This is a genomic window from Mycetohabitans endofungorum, from assembly GCF_002927045.1.
Classification (GTDB): Bacteria; Pseudomonadota; Gammaproteobacteria; order Burkholderiales; family Burkholderiaceae; genus Mycetohabitans; species Mycetohabitans endofungorum.
Genome location: NZ_PRDW01000001.1, coordinates 232,362 through 250,789, shown reverse-complemented (window position 1 = coordinate 250,789; position 18,428 = coordinate 232,362). Strand labels below are relative to the sequence as shown.

16 protein-coding genes and 1 pseudogene are annotated in these 18,428 nt (G+C 63.9%); 8 read left to right on the top strand and 9 right to left on the bottom strand.

The features are described from left to right. Positions 1–58 precede the first annotated feature (58 nt). Together rpmF and B0O95_RS01200 are read right to left on the bottom strand one after the other, a co-directional pair. Positions 59–238 (bottom strand): 50S ribosomal protein L32, encoded by a 180-nt coding sequence (gene rpmF, locus B0O95_RS01205; RefSeq protein ID WP_076785234.1) that lies wholly within the window; start codon positions 236–238, stop codon positions 59–61. 121 nt (positions 239–359) lie between these two features. Beyond that, positions 360–1,055, bottom strand: a complete 696-nt coding sequence (locus B0O95_RS01200; RefSeq protein WP_233203000.1) for a YceD family protein — start codon at positions 1,053–1,055, stop codon at positions 360–362. A gap of 197 nt (positions 1,056–1,252) precedes the next feature. On the opposite strand from B0O95_RS01200, the gene B0O95_RS01195 reads away from it, so the two are divergent. Beyond that, entirely contained in the window at positions 1,253–1,900 is a 648-nt protein-coding gene (locus B0O95_RS01195) for a Maf family nucleotide pyrophosphatase (protein ID WP_104076220.1), read from the top strand. Beyond that, positions 1,897–2,607 (top strand): SAM-dependent methyltransferase, encoded by a 711-nt coding sequence (locus B0O95_RS01190; protein ID WP_104076219.1) that lies wholly within the window; start codon positions 1,897–1,899, stop codon positions 2,605–2,607. Before B0O95_RS01195 ends, B0O95_RS01190 begins: the two co-directional genes overlap by 4 nt. 108 nt (positions 2,608–2,715) lie before the next feature. Here B0O95_RS01190 and B0O95_RS01185 read toward each other — a convergent pair whose 3' ends face one another. The 3 genes from B0O95_RS01185 to B0O95_RS01175 all read right to left on the bottom strand — a co-directional run bounded on the left by B0O95_RS01185 (position 2,716) and on the right by B0O95_RS01175 (position 5,467). Next, positions 2,716–3,732: a S49 family peptidase gene (locus tag B0O95_RS01185; RefSeq protein ID WP_104076218.1), complete on the bottom strand. Its 1,017-nt coding sequence runs from the start codon at positions 3,730–3,732 to the stop codon at positions 2,716–2,718. Between the two features lie 84 nt (positions 3,733–3,816). Further along, on the bottom strand, positions 3,817–4,476 hold the full coding sequence (locus B0O95_RS01180; RefSeq protein WP_104076217.1) for an HAD-IA family hydrolase: 660 nt from the start codon (positions 4,474–4,476) through the stop codon (positions 3,817–3,819). Continuing rightward, the gene (locus B0O95_RS01175; RefSeq protein ID WP_104076216.1) at positions 4,457–5,467 is read right to left on the bottom strand and encodes an RluA family pseudouridine synthase; all 1,011 of its coding nucleotides are present in this window, start codon (positions 5,465–5,467) and stop codon (positions 4,457–4,459) included. The genes B0O95_RS01180 and B0O95_RS01175 overlap by 20 nt, the downstream gene beginning before the upstream one ends. A gap of 714 nt (positions 5,468–6,181) precedes the next feature. On the opposite strand from B0O95_RS01175, the gene B0O95_RS01165 reads away from it, so the two are divergent. The 6 genes and pseudogenes from B0O95_RS01165 to B0O95_RS01140 form a co-directional block, all read left to right on the top strand. Continuing rightward, positions 6,182–9,520 carry an Rne/Rng family ribonuclease gene (locus B0O95_RS01165; RefSeq protein WP_104076214.1) on the top strand — a complete coding sequence of 1,113 codons (3,339 nt, stop codon included), beginning with the start codon at positions 6,182–6,184 and terminating at the stop codon, positions 9,518–9,520. A gap of 223 nt (positions 9,521–9,743) precedes the next feature. Continuing rightward, positions 9,744–10,835: a GTP 3',8-cyclase MoaA gene (gene moaA, locus B0O95_RS01160; protein ID WP_104076213.1), complete on the top strand. Its 1,092-nt coding sequence runs from the start codon at positions 9,744–9,746 to the stop codon at positions 10,833–10,835. Between the two features lie 24 nt (positions 10,836–10,859). Continuing rightward, positions 10,860–11,540 (top strand): molybdenum cofactor guanylyltransferase MobA, encoded by a 681-nt coding sequence (mobA, locus tag B0O95_RS01155; protein WP_104076212.1) that lies wholly within the window; start codon positions 10,860–10,862, stop codon positions 11,538–11,540. 57 nt (positions 11,541–11,597) lie between these two features. Continuing rightward, positions 11,598–12,893 carry a molybdopterin molybdotransferase MoeA gene (gene moeA, locus B0O95_RS01150; RefSeq protein WP_104076211.1) on the top strand — a complete coding sequence of 432 codons (1,296 nt, stop codon included), beginning with the start codon at positions 11,598–11,600 and terminating at the stop codon, positions 12,891–12,893. A gap of 141 nt (positions 12,894–13,034) precedes the next feature. Next, positions 13,035–13,310, top strand: a complete 276-nt coding sequence (locus B0O95_RS01145; protein WP_104076350.1) for a hypothetical protein — start codon at positions 13,035–13,037, stop codon at positions 13,308–13,310. Between the two features lie 53 nt (positions 13,311–13,363). Continuing rightward, a pseudogene (locus B0O95_RS01140) lies at positions 13,364–13,646 on the top strand (GNAT family N-acetyltransferase); the annotation flags it as partial. Positions 13,647–13,676: 30 nt separating this feature from the next. On the opposite strand, the gene B0O95_RS01135 reads toward B0O95_RS01140, so the two are convergent. The 4 genes from B0O95_RS01135 to pncB all read right to left on the bottom strand — a co-directional run bounded on the left by B0O95_RS01135 (position 13,677) and on the right by pncB (position 18,374). Then, positions 13,677–15,173, bottom strand: coding sequence for a DNA recombination protein RmuC (locus B0O95_RS01135; protein ID WP_199180395.1), 1,497 nt, complete (start codon positions 15,171–15,173; stop codon positions 13,677–13,679). 31 nt (positions 15,174–15,204) lie between these two features. Further along, entirely contained in the window at positions 15,205–16,626 is a 1,422-nt protein-coding gene (locus B0O95_RS01130) for a sodium:proton antiporter (RefSeq protein ID WP_104076348.1), read from the bottom strand. 22 nt (positions 16,627–16,648) lie between these two features. Continuing rightward, entirely contained in the window at positions 16,649–16,984 is a 336-nt protein-coding gene (locus tag B0O95_RS01125; RefSeq protein WP_104076347.1) for an LUD domain-containing protein, read from the bottom strand. Between the two features lie 196 nt (positions 16,985–17,180). Beyond that, positions 17,181–18,374 (bottom strand): nicotinate phosphoribosyltransferase, encoded by a 1,194-nt coding sequence (gene pncB / locus B0O95_RS01120; protein WP_104076346.1) that lies wholly within the window; start codon positions 18,372–18,374, stop codon positions 17,181–17,183. Positions 18,375–18,428: the final 54 nt, after the last annotated feature.

The following is an 18,428-nucleotide window of genomic DNA, read 5'->3' as shown; positions in this document are numbered from 1 at the left end:
CCGATGGCAATTCAATCGCGAACGAAAGGTGAGGCAGGCGACCATTGCCGCCAGGCACTTAGTCGTTTTTGGTCTTGACGACCTTCTTGCCGCGGTAGTAGCCGTTCGGGCTGATATGGTGACGCAAATGGACTTCGCCGGTGCTCGGCTCGACGGCCAGCGGTGCGGCGCCCAGGAAATCGTGCGAGCGGTGCATGCCGCGCTTCGACGGCGACTTCTTGTTTTGCTGAACTGCCATGGTAACTCCAGAAAAATTTCGTCAATTTTAACACAGGTCCCCACCCCGCCTGCCACCCGCCAAACAGCTGATGACAGGCCGGCGCGACCGGCCGCCTGGCCTCTGGACCGCGTCCACGCACTCAATGCGTCGGTCCGGACTTCGGCCCGCCACCCTTGAGCACCTCGAGCGCGGCGAACGGATGCTCGCGTTGCACTTCGTCACCGGCCAGCGATTCGCCGGCCTCAGCATCGGGATCGCGCGCATGCTCGCCCGCCGCGCCGGTCACCAGGCTCTCGTGTATCTGGGTGCAGACCTCATGCTTCGGCACCAGCGGCAACGACAACAACAATTCTTCCTCGATCAACTCGACGAAATCGAACTGACGCGAACCTACGATCACATCAAATGACGTGTCGTCGAGCGCGCGCTCATCCGCCTCGTCGTCGCTCTCGACGATCCGGTATTCGGCATCGATGCCCAGTGGCACGCGAAACGGTTCCATGCAACGTTGGCACTGCAGCCAGATCGCGCCATGCACGACCACCCGCAGGCACGGCTCGTCGAGCACGGTGCCATCGGGCTGCAGTTCGCGCACCGATCCACCCTGCGCGTGCCAGCGCAACGCCGGATCATAATCGCCGAGCGTCACCGCGTCGGCGGGCACTTCGGCTGCCAGCCGGGCCAACTCGCCAACGTCGAACTGTCCCATCGTTTGCCGACCCGTTCGCGCAAACTCGAACAGGTCCAGCGCATGCAGGTTGAGCGCCGCCTCACGGCCGGTCGACGCGCTTCGCTTGTCCGTTGACTCCGCCACCTGGACCTCCTCCCGCGTCATCCCGCCAACAGGCGCAGCCGGTATCGCCGGCCGCCGCGCCGCGACGTTTATGGACCGCACCGATGAAAAGCCCGGTATCATATCGCTTTTGTCTTTACGCGTCAATCACTTAAGCCAGCACCGCGCGAGCTCGTGCAACGCGCCGCGCGCCAGGTGCCGGCCGTGGTCAAATCGCGCATTCCGGACCGCTTCCGCCCATGCAGCCCATATCCGCTCCAATCGCCGCGCGCCGGCTGATTCTCGCTTCCAGCTCCCCGTACCGGCGCGCACTGCTCCAGCGGTTGCGCGTGACTTTCGACGTTGACGTGCCAGCCATCGATGAAACGCCATTGCCGCATGAAGCGCCGGCCGGCACCGCCCTGCGACTGGCCGAGGCCAAGGCCCGCGCCGTGGCCGCGCGCAGCGGCGATGCGCTGGTGATCGGCTCGGATCAGGTCGCCACGCTCGCCGGCCGGCAGATCGGCAAGCCTGGGGACCACGCGCGCGCACTCGAGCAGCTACGCACGATGCGCGGGCGCGACGTCGAGTTTCACACCGCGCTGTGCCTCTATGACCCGCGCAACGACACCGCACGCTGCACCGACGTCGTCACACGGGTACGCTTTCGCAACTTGCCCGATACGGAACTAAACGCTTACTTGCAGATGGAACGGCCCTACGACGTCGCCGGCAGCGCCAAGTCGGAAGGGCTGGGGATCGCCTTGCTGGAGGCAATCGACAGCGACGACCCCACGGCCTTGATCGGCCTGCCGCTGATCGCGCTGACCGACATGCTGCGCCAGGCCGGCGTGACGCTGCTGGGCACCGCCGACGCCGCCTCCGAAGCACCGGAGCAGGCGCGATGACCGGCGTGCTGTATCTGGTGCCCAATGCGTTGGGCGACGCCGCTGCGCTAGCGGGCGTGCTGCCCGAACCCGTGCGCGCGCTCGCGGCGCGGCTGACCTATTATGTCGGCGAAAACGCGAAAAGCACGCGGGCGTTCCTGAAAAAAACGGGTGGCACTGTTCCGATCCAGGACATCGAGATTCGCGAATTGAACGTCAATACGCCGGCGAGCGCAATCGATGCGCTGCTCGCACCGATCATCGCAGGCTGCGACGGCGGGCTGCTGTCCGAAGCCGGGTGTCCGGCTGTAGCCGATCCAGGTGCGCTGCTGGTGCGCCGGGCGCACGAGCGCGGCATCCGGGTCGTGCCACTGGTCGGACCCAGTTCGATCCTGCTGGCGCTGATGGGCTCCGGCTTGAACGGCCAGAGCTTTGCCTTTCACGGCTACCTGCCGGTGGATGCCGCACAACGCACGAAGAAGCTGCGCGAGCTAGAGCAGCAGTCGCGCCGGGCCCGGCAGACACAGATTTTTATCGAAACCCCTTATCGCAACCGTGCGATGCTCGATGTGCTGGCAAGCGCGTGTGCGCCGGACACACTCGTGTGCGTGGCCGTCGATCTAACGCTACCGGATGAGCAAATCGTCACCCGGCCGGTGTCAGTGTGGCGTAAAGAGCCGATTGAACTGCATAAACGACCGGCCATTTTTCTGATGTTGGCGAACTGACAGTGACCCGGCACGCGGGGCCGACCGGGCCCCGCATGCCCATCCCAAGTCAACGCGTGGCAAGACTGTGCCCGGTCCACGGCCCAACGCCTAAGTTGACGGCCAGACTCAGCGTAGGCTTGGCGCGGCACCGAGCGCCAGCACACGAAGTGCCGCGCCGCCGACCGCCGCGCCGAACTTGCGAGCGACGCGATCGGTGATGCTCTCCTTGACCGTATAGTCGACGATACCCGGTGCCTTGATGACCTCGCGTGCGACATAGTCGGTACTGCCGAATCCATCGGCCAGCCCGAGTTCGACGCTCTTGTCGCCGGTCCAGAATAGCCCGGAAAACACGTCCGGCGTTTCCTTCAGCCGCTTACCCCGACCTTGCCGCACCGCAGTAATGAACTGCGCATGGATATCATCGAGCATGCGCTGCGCATGCTGCTTCATTTTGTCGCTCTCGGGCGAGAACGGATCGTAGAACCCCTTATTTTCACCGGACGTGTGCATCCGGCGCTCGATACCGAGCTTGTCCATCAGTCCGGTGACGCCGAACCCGTCCATCCGCACGCCGATCGAGCCGACGATACTGGCCTTGTCGACGTAAATCTTGTCGGCGGCCGCCGCCACGTAGTAGCCACCCGATGCGCAAATGTCCTCGACCACCACATACAGCGGCTTGGACGGATACTTGTTGCGCAAACGGCGGATCTCGGCGTTGATGATGCCAGCCTGCACCGGGCTGCCGCCCGGGCTGTTGATCCGCAGAATCACCCCGGCGGTATGCGAGTCATCAAAGGCATTCTGCAACGCGGTATCGATGTTCTCCGCGCTCGCATTCGAGTTCGCCGCGATCTCACCGTCCAGTGAAACCAGCGCCGTATGACGTGCGGCCGAAACCGAACGTTCACCCGACAGGTTGAACACGCTCCAAGTGAGCGCGATCAACACGGCGAGGAACGCGCCGCGAAAAAAAATCCGCCAGCGGCGCGCCGCCCGCTGCTCGCGGATGGCCGCCAGCGCGACGCGCTCGAGCGCATCGCGCTGCCAATCGTCGGGCGTGCGGCCGGTGGCGTCGGCCCGTCCCCGCTGGGCGGGCGTGGAGGTTCGCGGGTTGTCGTCAGTCGAATAGTCGGTCATGCGCAATCAAGTCCTGCTTCAAGGGAAAGAGGTCGGATTTCGCGGCGCATCGGATGCCGCGGCCGCGTTCGGCGAGTTCGTGGGTCATCCGTGCTCGCGCAGCCAATCGGCCAGCGACGTGACGTCGGCGGCGCAAAAGCGCGGCTCCAGCTTAACCAGTTGCTCGGCTGGATGGGCACCATAGGACACCGCCACGGCGGCGGCCCCGGCGTTAGCCGCCATCTGCAGGTCGTGCGTCGTATCGCCAATCATCAAGGTACGCGTAGCACCTTGCCCCAATTCCCGTGTCAATTCATGCAGCATTGCCGGGTGGGGCTTTGAAAACGTCTCGTCCGCGCAGCGGGTCGCATCGAACATCGTCATCAACCGGACCGAGTCCAGCGCGCGGTTCAGCCCGACCCGTGATTTGCCGGTCGCCACCGCGAGCAGATAGCCCGCACCGCGTAATTCGTCCAACATCTCGCGCACGCCGGCGAACAACTCGATATGCGGATCACCGCTCAGGTAATGGAACCGGTAGCGCTGTGCAAGGCGCGGATAGTCGATCGGATCGAGCGTGGGCGCGGCGATCTGCAGCGCGTCGCGCAACCCCAGCCCGATAACATAGCTCGCCGACAACGCGTCGGGCACTGGCAAGCCGAGGTCGCGACACGCCCGCTGGATGCTACGCGTGATGTGCGCGGTCGAGTCCATCAGCGTGCCGTCCCAGTCGAACACGATCAAGTCAAACTGTTTGCGTGTCATCCGCGCTCAACGTATCCGTCAATTGTTGCAAAAAATTACCGCATTCGGCTGGCAGCGGCGCCTCGAACGCTAGCGGCGTGCCGCTGGTCGGGTGCTTAATGCTCAGCCGCCACGCATGCAGGAACATCCGGCGCAATCCCGGCCGGGCGCCGGGACGAGCAAGATCCTTGTTCAGCGAGAAATCCCCATACTTGTCGTCACCGACGATCGGCAAACCCAGATGCGCGAGGTGGACCCGAATCTGATGGGTCCGGCCGGTCTTCAGTTCCGCCTCCAACAATAAATAGTCGCCCAGTCGCCGGCGCAGGTTAAAGACCGTATGCGAGGCCATTCCGTCGGGCTGCACGCGAACCCGCCGCTCGCCGTCGGCAGTCAAGTACTTGTGCAGCGGCGCCTTCACCGCGCGGCGCACGCCCCAGTCCGCGGGCCACGCGCCCCGCGCGCACGCCAGGTAGCGCTTATCCAGCCGGCCCTCGCGGATCTGCTCGTGCAGACCGACGAGCGTAGCGCGCTTCTTGGCCAGCAACAGCACGCCGGACGTTTCCCGGTCGAGCCGGTGGACCAATTCCAGCATGCGGGCAGCAGGACGCGCGGCACGCATTTGCTCGATCACGCCAAAACTCACCCCGCTGCCGCCGTGCACCGCGATGCCGGCCGGCTTGTCCAGCGCAATCAGGCAGTCGTCCTCATATAACACCGGGAACGTCGCAGCCGGCGCGCTCACCGGGGAGCCAGCCGGCTGTGCCACCCGTATCGGCGGCACGCGCACGGTATCGCCATGCTCGAGCCGGTACGAGGCGTCAACCCGGCCTTTGTTGACCCGCACTTCGCCGCTTCGCAAAATCCGATAAATATGGCTTTTTGGCACCCCTTTGCATACGCGCAGAAGGAAATTGTCGATGCGCTGGCCGGCCGACGCGTCGTCTACGTTCAGCCACGAAACACGGTCGGCAGCTGCACCATTTTGCGATATTTTGCCTAACTCATTCATTCTGCATATAATTTGTCAGACAGCCCGTGCGCCGGTGGCGACCCGCCCGGCAAGCGACGGGCTGTTTCGGTGCAAGCGCCCTGTGCGTTATTCTACCTTGCACCCCAGGTCGGCTGCTCGCCTGGAAGGCGAGAGCAGCAAGTTGCACGCATGTCGTTGCACGGCGCAGGGATATCGCCCACAGGCGGATTCGGCATCGTCGACGGCAAGCCGGTAACGGAAATTTTGGTCATAAAGAATTTTTTGCGCCCAGCTCACGGCACTTCCACGTCGGCCGACGTGGCACGCACGAGCTGGACGGATTGCGAATAACACGCGCGCAGCAGTCGGATCGAGACAGCGCGCGCGAACGAGCGAGACACCCGGGCCACGGTGCCAATGGTCCGCGCACCCGCGCAGGATCCGGTTCGCGCGCGTATTGTGTGACGGCGGCCCGCCGGCAGCAGTGCATCGTACGGTTTGACGCCGCGCGTCACGCGCTTGATGGCGCAATGCGCGGCTGCACCGCCGTGTTTTGCCGTGGTTTTGACCTATTCGCAGGTGCCCGCGGCACGCCGCGCCTTGGTTGGCGCGCGTTCCGGTCAAGGCAATTCTCCCCAGCCAGAGTTTCCCGCTCCAGCGTGCTTTTTTTGACAAAAAGAGGCGGCGCGCCGCTGCCCGTTCCGGTTCCACTCTGGACCGTGGCGGGACGCGCAGCCGCACTGGAGCCGTTCAATGAAACGCATGTTGTTCAACGCGACGCAACAGGAAGAGTTGCGCGTGGCGATCGTCGATGGGCAGAAGCTGATCGACATCGATATCGAAACCGCCGGACGCGAACAGCGTAAAGGCAATATCTACAAAGGAGTCGTCACGCGGATCGAGCCTTCGCTCGAGGCGTGCTTCGTCAACTACGGCGAGGATCGCCATGGTTTTCTGCCATTCAAGGAGGTCGCCCGACAGTATTTCAAGGATGGCGTCGAAATGCGCTCCGCGCGCATCCAGGACGCGCTGCACGAAGGTCAGGAACTGATCGTCCAGGTCGAAAAGGAGGAGCGCGGCAACAAGGGTGCTGCACTAACCACGTTCATCTCGTTGGCCGGCCGCTACCTGGTGCTGATGCCTAACAATCCGCGCGGCGGCGGCGTGTCGCGACGCATAGAGGGCGACGACCGGCAAGAATTGCGCGAAACGATGGCGCAGCTCGAATTGCCGGACGGCATGAGCATGATCGCGCGCACCGCGGGCATCGGTCGCTCCGCCGAAGAGCTGCAGTGGGACTTGAACTACCTGTTGCAATTGTGGCGTGCGATCGAGGCAGCGGCGAACGGCACGCGCGGGCCACTGCTGATCTATCTTGAATCGAGTTTAGTGATCCGCGCGATCCGGGATTACTTCCAGCCCGACATCGGCGAGATCCTGATCGATACACCGGATATCCACGATCAGGCTCGCGCGTTCATGGAAGTGGTGATGCCGGACAATCTCGGCAAGGTCAAGCGCTACCATGATGACGTGCCGTTGTTTTCCCGGTTCCAGATCGAGCACCAAATCGAGACCGCCTATTCCCGCACCGTGCCGCTGCCCTCCGGCGGGGCCGTCGTGATCGACCACACGGAAGCGTTGGTGGCCATCGACGTGAACTCGGCTCGGGCGACTAAGGGCGCCGACATCGAGGAAACAGCGCTGCGCACAAACCTGGAGGCGGCCGATGAAGTGGCGCGCCAGTTGCGGCTGCGCGACTTGGGCGGGCTGATCGTGATCGACTTCATCGACATGGAGTCGGCCAAGAGCCAGCGTGAAGTCGAGCAACGGCTCAAGGACGCGCTCAAGCACGACCGCGCCCGGGTCCAGATGGGCAAGATCTCCCGCTTCGGCCTGATGGAGCTGTCGCGTCAGCGGCTGCGTCCGGCGCTGTCCGAGGGCAGCCATGTGACCTGTCCGCGCTGCAATGGCACCGGCCACATCCGCGACACCGAATCGTCCGCGCTGCAAGTGCTGCGAATCATTCAAGAAGAAGCGATGAAGGAGAACACCGCGGCAATCCATTGCCAGGTGCCGGTCGAGGTGACCGCCTTCCTGTTAAACGAAAAACGCCAAGAAATCAATAAGATAGAATCGCGTTTCAAGGTCAACGTGGTGCTGATTCCCAATAAGCACCTCGAAACGCCGCACTACAAGCTCGAGCGACTGCGTCATGACGACGTGCGACTCGACGAGCCGCGCGCGTCGTGGCGCATGGCCGAAGAAGCGGCGCGCGAACTGGAATCGGAAACCGGCTACAGCAAGCGCGACGGCGACGCAAAGCCGAAGCAGGAAGCCGCCGTCAAGGGCATTACGCCGGAAATGCCGGCGCCCAGCGCCGCGCCACGCCCGGTGTCACCAGCCCAGCCGCGCACACCGGCCGCACCGGCGGCCGTGGCAAGTGGCGGATTCATCGGATGGCTCAAGCGCATCTTCAGTGGCGAGCCTTCCGCCCCCCCGGCCCAGGCCACTGGCAAAGCCACGCCGGCACGGCCGACCGGGGAACGTGCCAGCGGCGAGGCTCGTCAAGGCCCAGAGCGCAACCGGTCCCATCGGCGCGGCCAGCAATCCGGTAGCCGTGACGCGGCACCACGCGACGTCACTGCTCAATCGGGTCGTGGGCCGCGTCGCGATGAACGCGATACGCGGGACGAACGCGCTGCGCGCGACGAGCGGAGCGTACGCGATACGCGAGTCCCCCGCCAGGAACGGCAAGCCGATGCCCGCGTGGAGGCAGAACAACCAGCGCGCACCGAACGGCCGCCACGTTTCGAGCGTACCGAGCGCGGCGAGCGCCGTGACCGCAACGAGGCGGCACGCGGCGAACGCGCCGAACGAAGCGAACGGGCGGATCGGGGTGAGCGTGGCAGTGAACGGGCGGATCGGGGCGAACGCGGTGAACGCCACGAGCGCGCCGAGCGGCCTGACCGAGCCGACCGTGGCGAACGCAAGCAGCTCGAGCAGCCGCCGTTCGAGTCACTACGCGACGAGCAGGAGGTCGAACAGGGCCGGGAGGCGGCGCCGAGTGCCGGCGCGGCACCGGAAACCGATCTCGGGCGTGATGGCGAGGAGCGGCGCCGCCGCCGGCGCGGACGCCGCGGCGGTCGCCGCGAACGCGACGAGGACGGCATCAACCTGACTCATGCCGCAGACGTGGCCGAAGGAGAAGGCGAAACGGGTGCCACTGCACCGAACACCGCGGCTGGCGCCCCCACCGCGATGACAGATGACGCAGTGTCGGCTCGCGAGCACGTGCCAGTGCCAAGATCAGAAGCGGCGGTCGAACACGCCGCGGACCGATCCCCCGCGTCGCGGGAAGCCAACGAAGCTGGCGGACACCGGGCAACGGTGCAGGTGCCCCTAGCCACGCCTATGCAACCGGCTGCGGTCGCGGCGCAGCCGCAGCCGCGGGTTGTCGAGCCGGCGCATGATTCAGGTGCAAGCCCCAGCATCAGCGGCGAGGTTACCCGGCAGCAAGCGCCCCTTCCTCAGCCGTCGGTGACGTCAACGGTGGTGACCGCCGCCGCGACAGCGGATCCGCTCGAATCAGCGCCGGCACGACGCGACGAGCCGGTGCCAGTACGAGGTGATGAGCCGACACCGGTAAGCCCGCTGAGGGCAGACGAGCCGACATCGGCGATACCGGCGCACGCCCACACGCCGGCTGCGTCGGCTCAGGTCCCGGCTGCGCAATCGGACGACACGGTAACCGGCCGCGCCGAAGCGGGCCATAGGCAAGCCGTCGTCGGCAACACACCGGCGGGCGCGCACGAAGCGCCGTCCCAACCGAGCAACGCCGACGAACCAGCCCCGGTCGCCACCCTCGCCCCAATGGCTCCGTCGGCAGGCGCGTTATCAATCGACACGCTAGCGCCGATCTTAGAGTCCGCTGGACTGGTGTGGGTCAACACCGATGCCGACAAGCTGCGCGCGGCGCAGCAAGCCGCGCAAGCTGCCCAGGAACCGTTGCGCATCGGCCGTGAACGCAAGCCGTTGCCGCCGCCGTCCACGGAACCGATGCAGCAAGTCGAGACCCGACACGAGGTGTAACCGGACGGGCACGTCGCACCCGTCGTGCGCCGCTTTGCGGCTCATAATCGATGGCCCTCGCCTCGGCGAGGGCTTTTTATTGGCCCTCCCCGGTTATCCGGCGGGCTCGCTGCTCGCCCTGCCGCCGATCATCGCAACCGCGATATAGGACATTGCACCGCAGCAACGCCGTACTCGGCGCATTCGGATAAAATCTTTAGCTGAACTGGCCTGTGTGGCAACCATGAATCGACGTGTCATCCCGCTGAACGAACTGAGCGCGGTCCCGGCGTTCTCGAGCGCCCCTGGAGCGCCGCGCGGGTATGTCGTTGACCGGCTCGCCCGCCCGCTGCGCGACCTGCGTATCTCGGTCACCGACCGCTGCAATTTTCGCTGCATGTACTGCATGCCGCGAACCGTTTTTGGCCGCGACTACCCCTTTCTGCCACACAACGCGCTGCTGACCTTTGAGGAAATTGAGCGCGTAGCGCGGCTGTTTGTCGCGCAGGGGGTCGAGAAGATCCGCCTAACCGGCGGCGAACCGTTGTTGCGCAAGCACCTCGAACGCCTGGTCGAACGCCTTGCTGCGTTGCGCACGTCCGATGCACGAGCACTCGATCTGACGCTGACGACGAACGGCGCACTGCTCGCCCGCAAGGCGCGTGCGCTGAAAGACGCTGGACTCACGCGCGTGACAGTCAGCCTCGACGCACTGGACGATACCTTGTTTAAACGCATGAACGATGCCGATTTCCCGATCTCGAGCGTGCTGGACGGGATCGAGGCCGCGCACGCGGCAGGCCTTGGCCCACTAAAGATCAACATGGTCGTCAAGCGCGGCACCAACGACAGCGAAATCGTGCCAATGGCCCGACATTTTCGCGGATCCGGCGCCGTATTGCGCTTCATTGAATACATGGACGTAGGCTGCACCAATGGATGGAACATGGCCGAAGTACTGCCGTCCGCCGACGTCATCGACCGAATCAACACGCATTGGCCGCTTGTGCCCCTAGACGCGCATTATCCGGGCGAGACCGCGCAGCGCTGGCGATACGTGGACGGCGCTGGGGAGATCGGCGTGATCTCCAGCGTCACGCGTGCATTCTGCTCCAGTTGCACGCGCATACGGCTGTCCACTGAAGGCAAGGCGTATTTATGCCTGTTCGCCAACACGGGCCACGATCTGCGCGCGCTGTTGCGCGACGGCGTCACCGATGAGCAGATCTCCGATGCGATCGCGCGACTGTGGCGAGCTCGCGAGGACCGCTATTCGCAGTTGCGAGGGCAAGCCGCTGGCGGCCCGCGCGTCGAAATGTCGTACATCGGCGGCTAGGCCGATGCACACCGTGATCCGCACATGATTTCGCGCGCCAGCACCATCGGGCTGATTCTCGCTGGCGGCCGCGGCACGCGGATGGGTGGACGGGACAAGGGGCTGCAACTGCTGCATGGGCGCCCGCTCATCGAGCATGTCGCACAGCGCTTGCGGCCACAGGTGTCGCGCCTGCTGATCAGCGCCAATCGCCATGTTGATCAGTATGCCCGGTTTGCCGATCAGGTGCTAACGGACGCCACGTCCGATTTCCCCGGCCCGCTGGCCGGCATTCTCGAAGGGCTATATGCGCTCGACAGCCAAGCGCTGATGCACGGCGCGCTACTGGTCGCGCCATGCGATTCTCCATTCGTGCCGTTGAACCTGGCTCAGCGCCTCGCCCAGGCGCTAGAAGTCACGCACGCACCGATTGCTTATGCATGCACCGCATCGCCCGATGCCACTGCGCCGGGCGCGCCCGCCACGCCTCTATCGTCGTCGGCCGACACGCCGGCAGCCGGGCGTGCTCATTTCGTATTCGCGCTGCTGCGCACCGGGCTGGCAGGCGATCTGGCGACGCAGTTGGCTCAAGGCGAGCGCCGGGTGCGCACGTGGTACGCACGCCACATGGCGGTACAAGTGCCATTCGCCGACAAGCGCGCGTTTTACAATGTCAACTCGCTGCAAGAATTATACAAACTCGAGCGGCCGGACATCGGGCAATGAGCGTGCCTGGCGTCCTTTGCCCGGTTGCATCCGCCCCGTTTCCGCCGTCCCCGTGCCATGACCTCGCTGCAAACCATCGCAAGCTGTATCGCCGACTATGATCCGAACGCACTGCCGGTGAATGCCGCCCGGGCCATTGTGAGCCAGTGGGCAACGCCGGTGGCCACCATTGAGCGACTCGCGCTGCGTGACGCACTGGACCGCGTGCTGGCTGACGACGTGGTATCGCCGCTGGACGTACCAGCACACGACAACTCCGCCATGGACGGCTATGCGTTCGACGGCGCCACCCTCGAGCGCGGCGGCACGATCCGGTTGCGCGTAGCGGGCACGGCGCTAGCCGGACGCGCATACGATGCGCGGGTACGCAGTGGCGATTGCATTCGCGTGATGACCGGCGCGATATTGCCGGCCGACTGCGATACCGTGATCCCGCAGGAGCAGGTTGCAATCAACGGCGACGGCTCGATCCAATTCTTGGCCGCCGCGCTGGCCCGCGGCGCCAACCGCCGACGCGCCGGCGAAGACCTGCGCAGCGGACATGCGGCCCTATTGGCCGGACGTGTGTTGCGCGCGTCCGATCTGGGCCTGCTCGCCTCCCTCGGGCTCGGCGAAGTACCGGTCCGACGCCGCCTGCGTGCCGCCTTCTTTTCGACCGGCGACGAATTGCGTTCGCTGGGACAACCGCTTGCGCCCGGATGCGTATACGACAGCAATCGCTATACGCTGTACGGGATGCTGCGCCGCCTGAACGTGGAGGTGATCGATCTCGGCGTGGTGCCCGATGACCGGCACGCGCTGGAAGCAGCGCTGCGCAACGCGGCGGCGTCAGCGGACGTCGTACTCAGTTCCGGCGGCGTATCGGTCGGCGACGCGGACTACACGCGTGAACTGATGGGTCGGCTGGGCGACGTCGCATTTTGGAGTATCGCGATGCGGCCGGGACGCCCGTTCGCGTTTGGCCGCATCTGGTCGGGCAAGCGCGTGGGCGAAGGCCACGATGCGCTCTACTTCGGCTTGCCGGGCAACCCGGTTGCCACGATGGTCGCCTTCTATCAGATCGTGCGCGACGCACTGATTTCGATGACCGGTGCACTGCCCCGGCCCGTGCCGCTGATCGCCGCGAGCGCGCTGGACCCAATCAGCAAACGCCCCGGACGGACCGAATATCAGCGAGGCATTGCGCGCCGGCGCGACGACGGGCGCTGGGAAGTCGCGCTGACCGGCGCACAGGGCTCCGGTATCCTACGCTCGATGAGCGATGCCAATTGTTTCGTTATTTTGGATCATCAACGAGGGCCGGTGGCCGTGGGCGACACGGTCGACATCATGCCTTTTGACGGATTGATCTAAGCCTTTAACGGACTGATCTGGTCTTTTGGCGGGCTGCTTTAACCTTTTGATGGATTGAACTCACGCATACTCGCCGTTTTCATACAACTTCAGCGCGCGCCCCGCGCGACCCTTTTCGCGAATGACCGCCGACGCTTCGATATGAAAAAACAAATCTCGTACATTGCCCCGGGGCAAACTGCCAAGGCGCTGATCTTCGTGTACCTGACCTTCAGCGTGCCGATCGTCCTGCTCGGTATGCTAGTAGCATTCTTGCGCTACGGCGCTGTTGAGCTATCAACGTTGTTCAGCGCGTTGATACTCAACGCCGTGCTTGGCTTCGTCCTGCTATGGATCGCATGTCACGCATACAACTGGGTGGCATCGCGCTTCGGCGGCATCGAGATCATGCTCTCCGATGCACCGGAGGAGGCATGACTTCGCCATTGGCTATGCTGCCGGACGGCACGACGATCCGCCCATGCGACCCCGGCCGACGCGGCCTGTATCTAGAGTATCTATACATGCAACCGGCGCAGCGAGGCACGCACGGGACTGGGCACTGAAATGCTGCGCGTGCTGGCCACGCTCGCTATCGAGCGGCAATGCACCCGTTTCGGGTGGACCGTATTGAATTGGAATACGCCAGCGGTAGACTTCTACGCGAAACTGGGCGCAACCGTGTTACCGCAGTGGCGCGTCGTGCGCGTGACCGGAGAGGCCCGGCACCGTCTCACGGGTCTGCAAGCGCTGCCTGACGATTCGTCGATCTGACGGATCCGCTTCCACCACGGCCGCACCGGCTTATTCGCTGCTGTCGTCTAACGTCGCTTGCGCTTGCCCTTCATCGCCCAGCAGCTCGGCAGCCTGCTCGCCAGGTAGCGCCTCGACGTCGCGCAACTTCCTGTGCATCTGTCGTGTCCGGGTCTCAGCCAGTTCGATAGACCGGGCAACGGTCGCAAGCTGGTTCTTCGTTTTCGCCAGAACATCGCCGAACTTGCCGAACTCCGTTTTCACCGCGCCGAGTACCTGCCAGACTTCGCTCGAGCGCTTTTCGATCGCCAGCGTACGAAAACCCATCTGCAAGCTGTTCAGCAACGCGGTCAGCGTAGTGGGTCCGGCAATCGTGACCCGGTAGTCGCGCTGCAATGCGTCGGTCAGCCCAGGCCGGCGCAGGATTTCCGCATAAAGCCCCTCGGTCGGCAGGAACAGAAGGGCAAAGTCCGTCGTATGCGGCGGCGACACATACTTGTCTGCAATTGCCTTGGCCTCCAGCCTGACGCGCGTTTCCAGCGCGCGGGCCGCCTCCTCGACGCCAACGGGGTCAGCCCGATCCTGTGCGTCAATCAACCGCTCGTAGTCCTCACGAGGGAATTTCGCATCGATCGGCAGCCATACCGGCTGCGCATTGCGTTGGTCGCTTTCGCCCCGGCCCGGTAGCCGGATCGCGAATTCGACGCGCTCGCTGCTGCGCGGCACCGTTGCCACGTTCTTCGCATACTGATCGGGCGTGAGCATCTGCTCGAGCAGCGCCTGGAGCTGAACCTCGCCCCAGGTCCCGCGCGTCTTGACATTGGTCAACACCTTCTTCAGATCACCGACGCCTGCAGCGAGCGTCTGCATCTCGCCCAAACCGCGATGGACCTGCTCGAGCCGGTCCGACACCAGCTTGAACGACTCGCCCAGGCGCTGCTCCAGCGTGGCATGAAGCTTTTCATCGACAATGCGTCGCATCTCATCGAGCTTGGCCGCATTGTTCGCCTCGATATCCTTAAGCTTTTGCTCGAGCGTCGCCCGCACTTCGGCAAGACGCCGCTCGTTGCTCTCCGAGAGCACGGCCAATTGCTGGTTCAGCGTATCGCCGAATCGCTTCAATGCGGCGGCCTGCTCCTCGCGCGCATGTTGCGCCTGCTGTTGGCCGGACAAACGAAACGCATCGAGCTGCTGCGCATTGCTCTGCGTAAGTTTGGCCAGTTGCTGCGCGAAGCCGTCAATCTGGTTGTTCTGCACTGTAGCGATACTCGCGAGTTGCGCCGCAAGCGCCTGTTGTAGTTGCGTGACGCCAGCGCCGGCATCGGCGCGCGACACACGGGCGCTTTCGATCAGCTCCGCGCGCAACTCGCGCTCCAGCCTTTCCTGGGAGCGCGCGTGCGTGTCGCCCAGTTCGCGCATCCGCTCCGCGAGCGCTTGCAGCGATGCCTCAGTCGCGTTGCCGGCATCGCGTTGCCGCATCGCGGCCGCGACAATGAGTAGCGCGGCGGCCAATACGGCCACTGCGACTGCCAGGATGATTGTCAGCATGTGCGCTCCAGTCTAAGTTTGTGCCCAGCGCTCAATGCCGAAAAAAGAGCCATGTCGTCATCGCAAATACCGGCAGCAGTACACAGGCTGACCATCCAATGAAGCCGAAAAAGCTCGGCATGCGCACGCCGCGCGACTCGGCAATGGCCTTGACCATGAAGTTCGGCGCGTTGCCAATGTACGTATTCGCTCCCATAAATACCGCGCCGGCGGAAATCGCCGCGAGTATCGACGCACCGGACGTCATCAACGTCTGTGCGTCACCGCCCGCGATGTTGAAGAACACCAGATAGGTCGGCGCATTGTCCAGGAACGATGACAACACCCCCGTCGCCCAGAAGTACAAGGGTACGGCGGCTTGGCCGTCTTGCAGCGTCCACTGCACCGCGTCGGCGAACGCGCCCCGTTGTCCGGCGTGCAGCATCGCGATCACCGGTGCAATTGTCACGAAAATGCCGGCGAAGAGCTTGGCGACCTCATCGATCGGCGCCCAGCTAAAGCCATTGCCATCACGCGCAGAGGGTGGCGTCACGCGCAGCGACACGAACAGCACGACCAGCAGTCCGGCGTCACGGAGCATGTTCTGCAACTGGACTGGCACACCGAAAACGTCAAATTGCACGTGAGGCTTCCAGACGCCGCTCATCAGCACCAGGACGATGATGCACGCCAGCAGTGCGAAGTTCACTTTGCCGTCGATTGCAACACCGCGCGAGTCAGATGTCAGATCGACCCGCGCCGGCCCGGCGTTGCCGTCACGCCTGAAATAATAGCTATCCAGCATGTAGAATATCGACAGCACCGCGGCAGTAACGAACAGGGCCGGCAACGCCAAATGCACGGTCGTCCAGAAAAAATCGACGCCATTCAGGAAGCCGAGAAACAATGGCGGATCGCCGAGCGGCGACAACGCGCCGCCCACATTCGCAACCAGAAAAATAAAGAACACCACCACATGCGCAACATGCCGGCGATTGTCATTGGCCCGCAGCAACGGCCGGATCAGCAGCATCGCCGCGCCCGTCGTTCCCATGATGCTCGCGAGCAGCGTGCCAAGCGCGATCAGGCCTGTATTGAGCGCAGGCGATCCGTGTAGATTGCCGCGCACGCAGATACCGCCGGCCACCGTATACAGCGCAGCCAGCAACACGATGAACGGCACATATTCGGCAATCACGGCATGAGCGAGCGATGCGAGTGCTGCGCCGGCGCCGAACGACGCGGCAAACGGCACCAGGAATGCCAGTGCCCAAGCCGCCGCGATTTTGCCGAAGTGTCGGTGCCAGAACGTGGGAGCCAGCAGCGGCAGCAGCGCGATGGATAGCAGCATGCCCGCAAACGGCAGTGCCCAGTGCAAGCCCAGTTGCGCGCCATCGACGTCGGCCGCGTACGCGGCAAGCGGGGTACAGGCGAGTACTACACCCGCCGGCAGGACAGCAAAAAACCTCGTCATGTGTTGTATCGGAAAATAGCAATCACGCGTCACGAACAACGACTGCATGAACGCGATAAGGACCATGCGCACCCAGCACAATGGTTTGTTCGATGTCGCCGGTACGCGACGGACCTGAAATGAAGTTGACCGAGCTCGGCAATTCGCCGCGCTCGGCACGCATCAATGCAAACGCGTCCTCAAGGCCGCCGACGAACAGCTCAACGAGATCGCCCCGCAGATCGGAACGCTGGCCGGCCGGGTGCCGCACCAGATAGTCGGTGAGCGCCTCGTGCTCCACCGCCCCAGGCTGCGCCGGCCGGCACTGCGCCGCGCGGATGCGAGCGATGATATTGCGGCGAGCCGCCGAAGTGTTCATGTAGCGATCCTCTGTTAGTGCGTCGGCAACGCCTTCGCGCAGATTATACCGGCGGGCGCGGCGCGGCCATTGGCCGGACGGCCATCGGGGATCCGATGGCCATGATGGCATCCAGCCTGCAGCGGGACACTGCCCGCGCGACGCAGTACGATGCGAGAGGGGGGCACCGCGTGCCGCGCGTGCCGGCCTCACCGGTTCAGTGGCCCGCCTCCAACGGCGTGTCGATCTCGAACACCTGCCGCAAGTACGCGATGTACGCGGGATCGTCGCACATGTTTTTGCCCGGCGAGTCGGACAATTTCGCAACGGGCTGGCCATTGCAGCGGACCATTTTCATCACGATCTGCAGCGGCGCATAGCCCAGGTCGTTAGTCAGATTGGTGCCCACGCCAAATGCCAGTTTGCAGCGGCCGCGAAAACGCTCGTACAACTGCAGCACCTTCGGGATATCAAGTGCATCGGAAAAGACCAGGATCTTAGTGCGAGGATCGCAGCGATTCAACTCGTAGTGTTTCAATAGCTGCTCGCCCCATTCAAACGGGTCCCCCGAATCGTGCCGCGCACCGTCGAACAGCTTGCAGAAGTACATGTCGAAGTCACGCAGGAACGCCTTCATGCCGTAGACATCGGACAACGCAATGCCGAGATCGCCGCGGTATTCCTTGGCCCACATCTCAAAACCGAAGATCTGCGAATCGCGCAGCCTCGGCCCCAGTGCCTGACACGCCTGCAGGTACTCGTGCGCCATCGTGCCAAGCGGCGTCAACCCGTGCTTCATCGCATAGTAGACATTGCTGGTACCGGCAAACTGCTCACCGAGCCCCGCCATCAGCGTCAGGATGACCTCCTCGTGCCACTGCTTCGAAAAGCGTCGCCGCGTACCGTAGTCGGCAATCTTGCAATCGGCGTAGTCAGGCCTCGCGCCGAGCATCGCCATCTTGCCAGTCAGCCGCTCGCGTCCCTCGTGGTACGCCGGCGAGCGCTGCGTATTACGGAAATAGACCTCGTTGACGATCGCCAGCACCGGGATCTCGAACAGAATCGTATGCAGCCAAGGTCCGCGCACGACGATCTCGATCTCACCGTTGGCCTTCGGCGACGGCCAGACGCAAATGTACTTCTCATTGAGCTGGAACAGCGCGAGGAAATCGACGAAGTCGCTCTTGATAAAACGCAACTGGCGCAAGTAGTCTAGCTCGTCGTCGGTAAAGCGCAACTGGCACAGGCGGCTGATCTGCTCCCGGATCTCGTCCACGTATGGCACCAGGTCGATGCCGTGCGTGCGACAACGGAACCGGTACTCGACGCTGGCGGCAGGAAAATGATGCAGCACGACCTGCATCATCGTGAATTTGTAGAGATCGGTATCGAGTAACGAAGTGATGATCATGGTCGCACAGCCAGACACAGGCCGGAAGCTCGGACGCGCCGCATCGCCGCATAT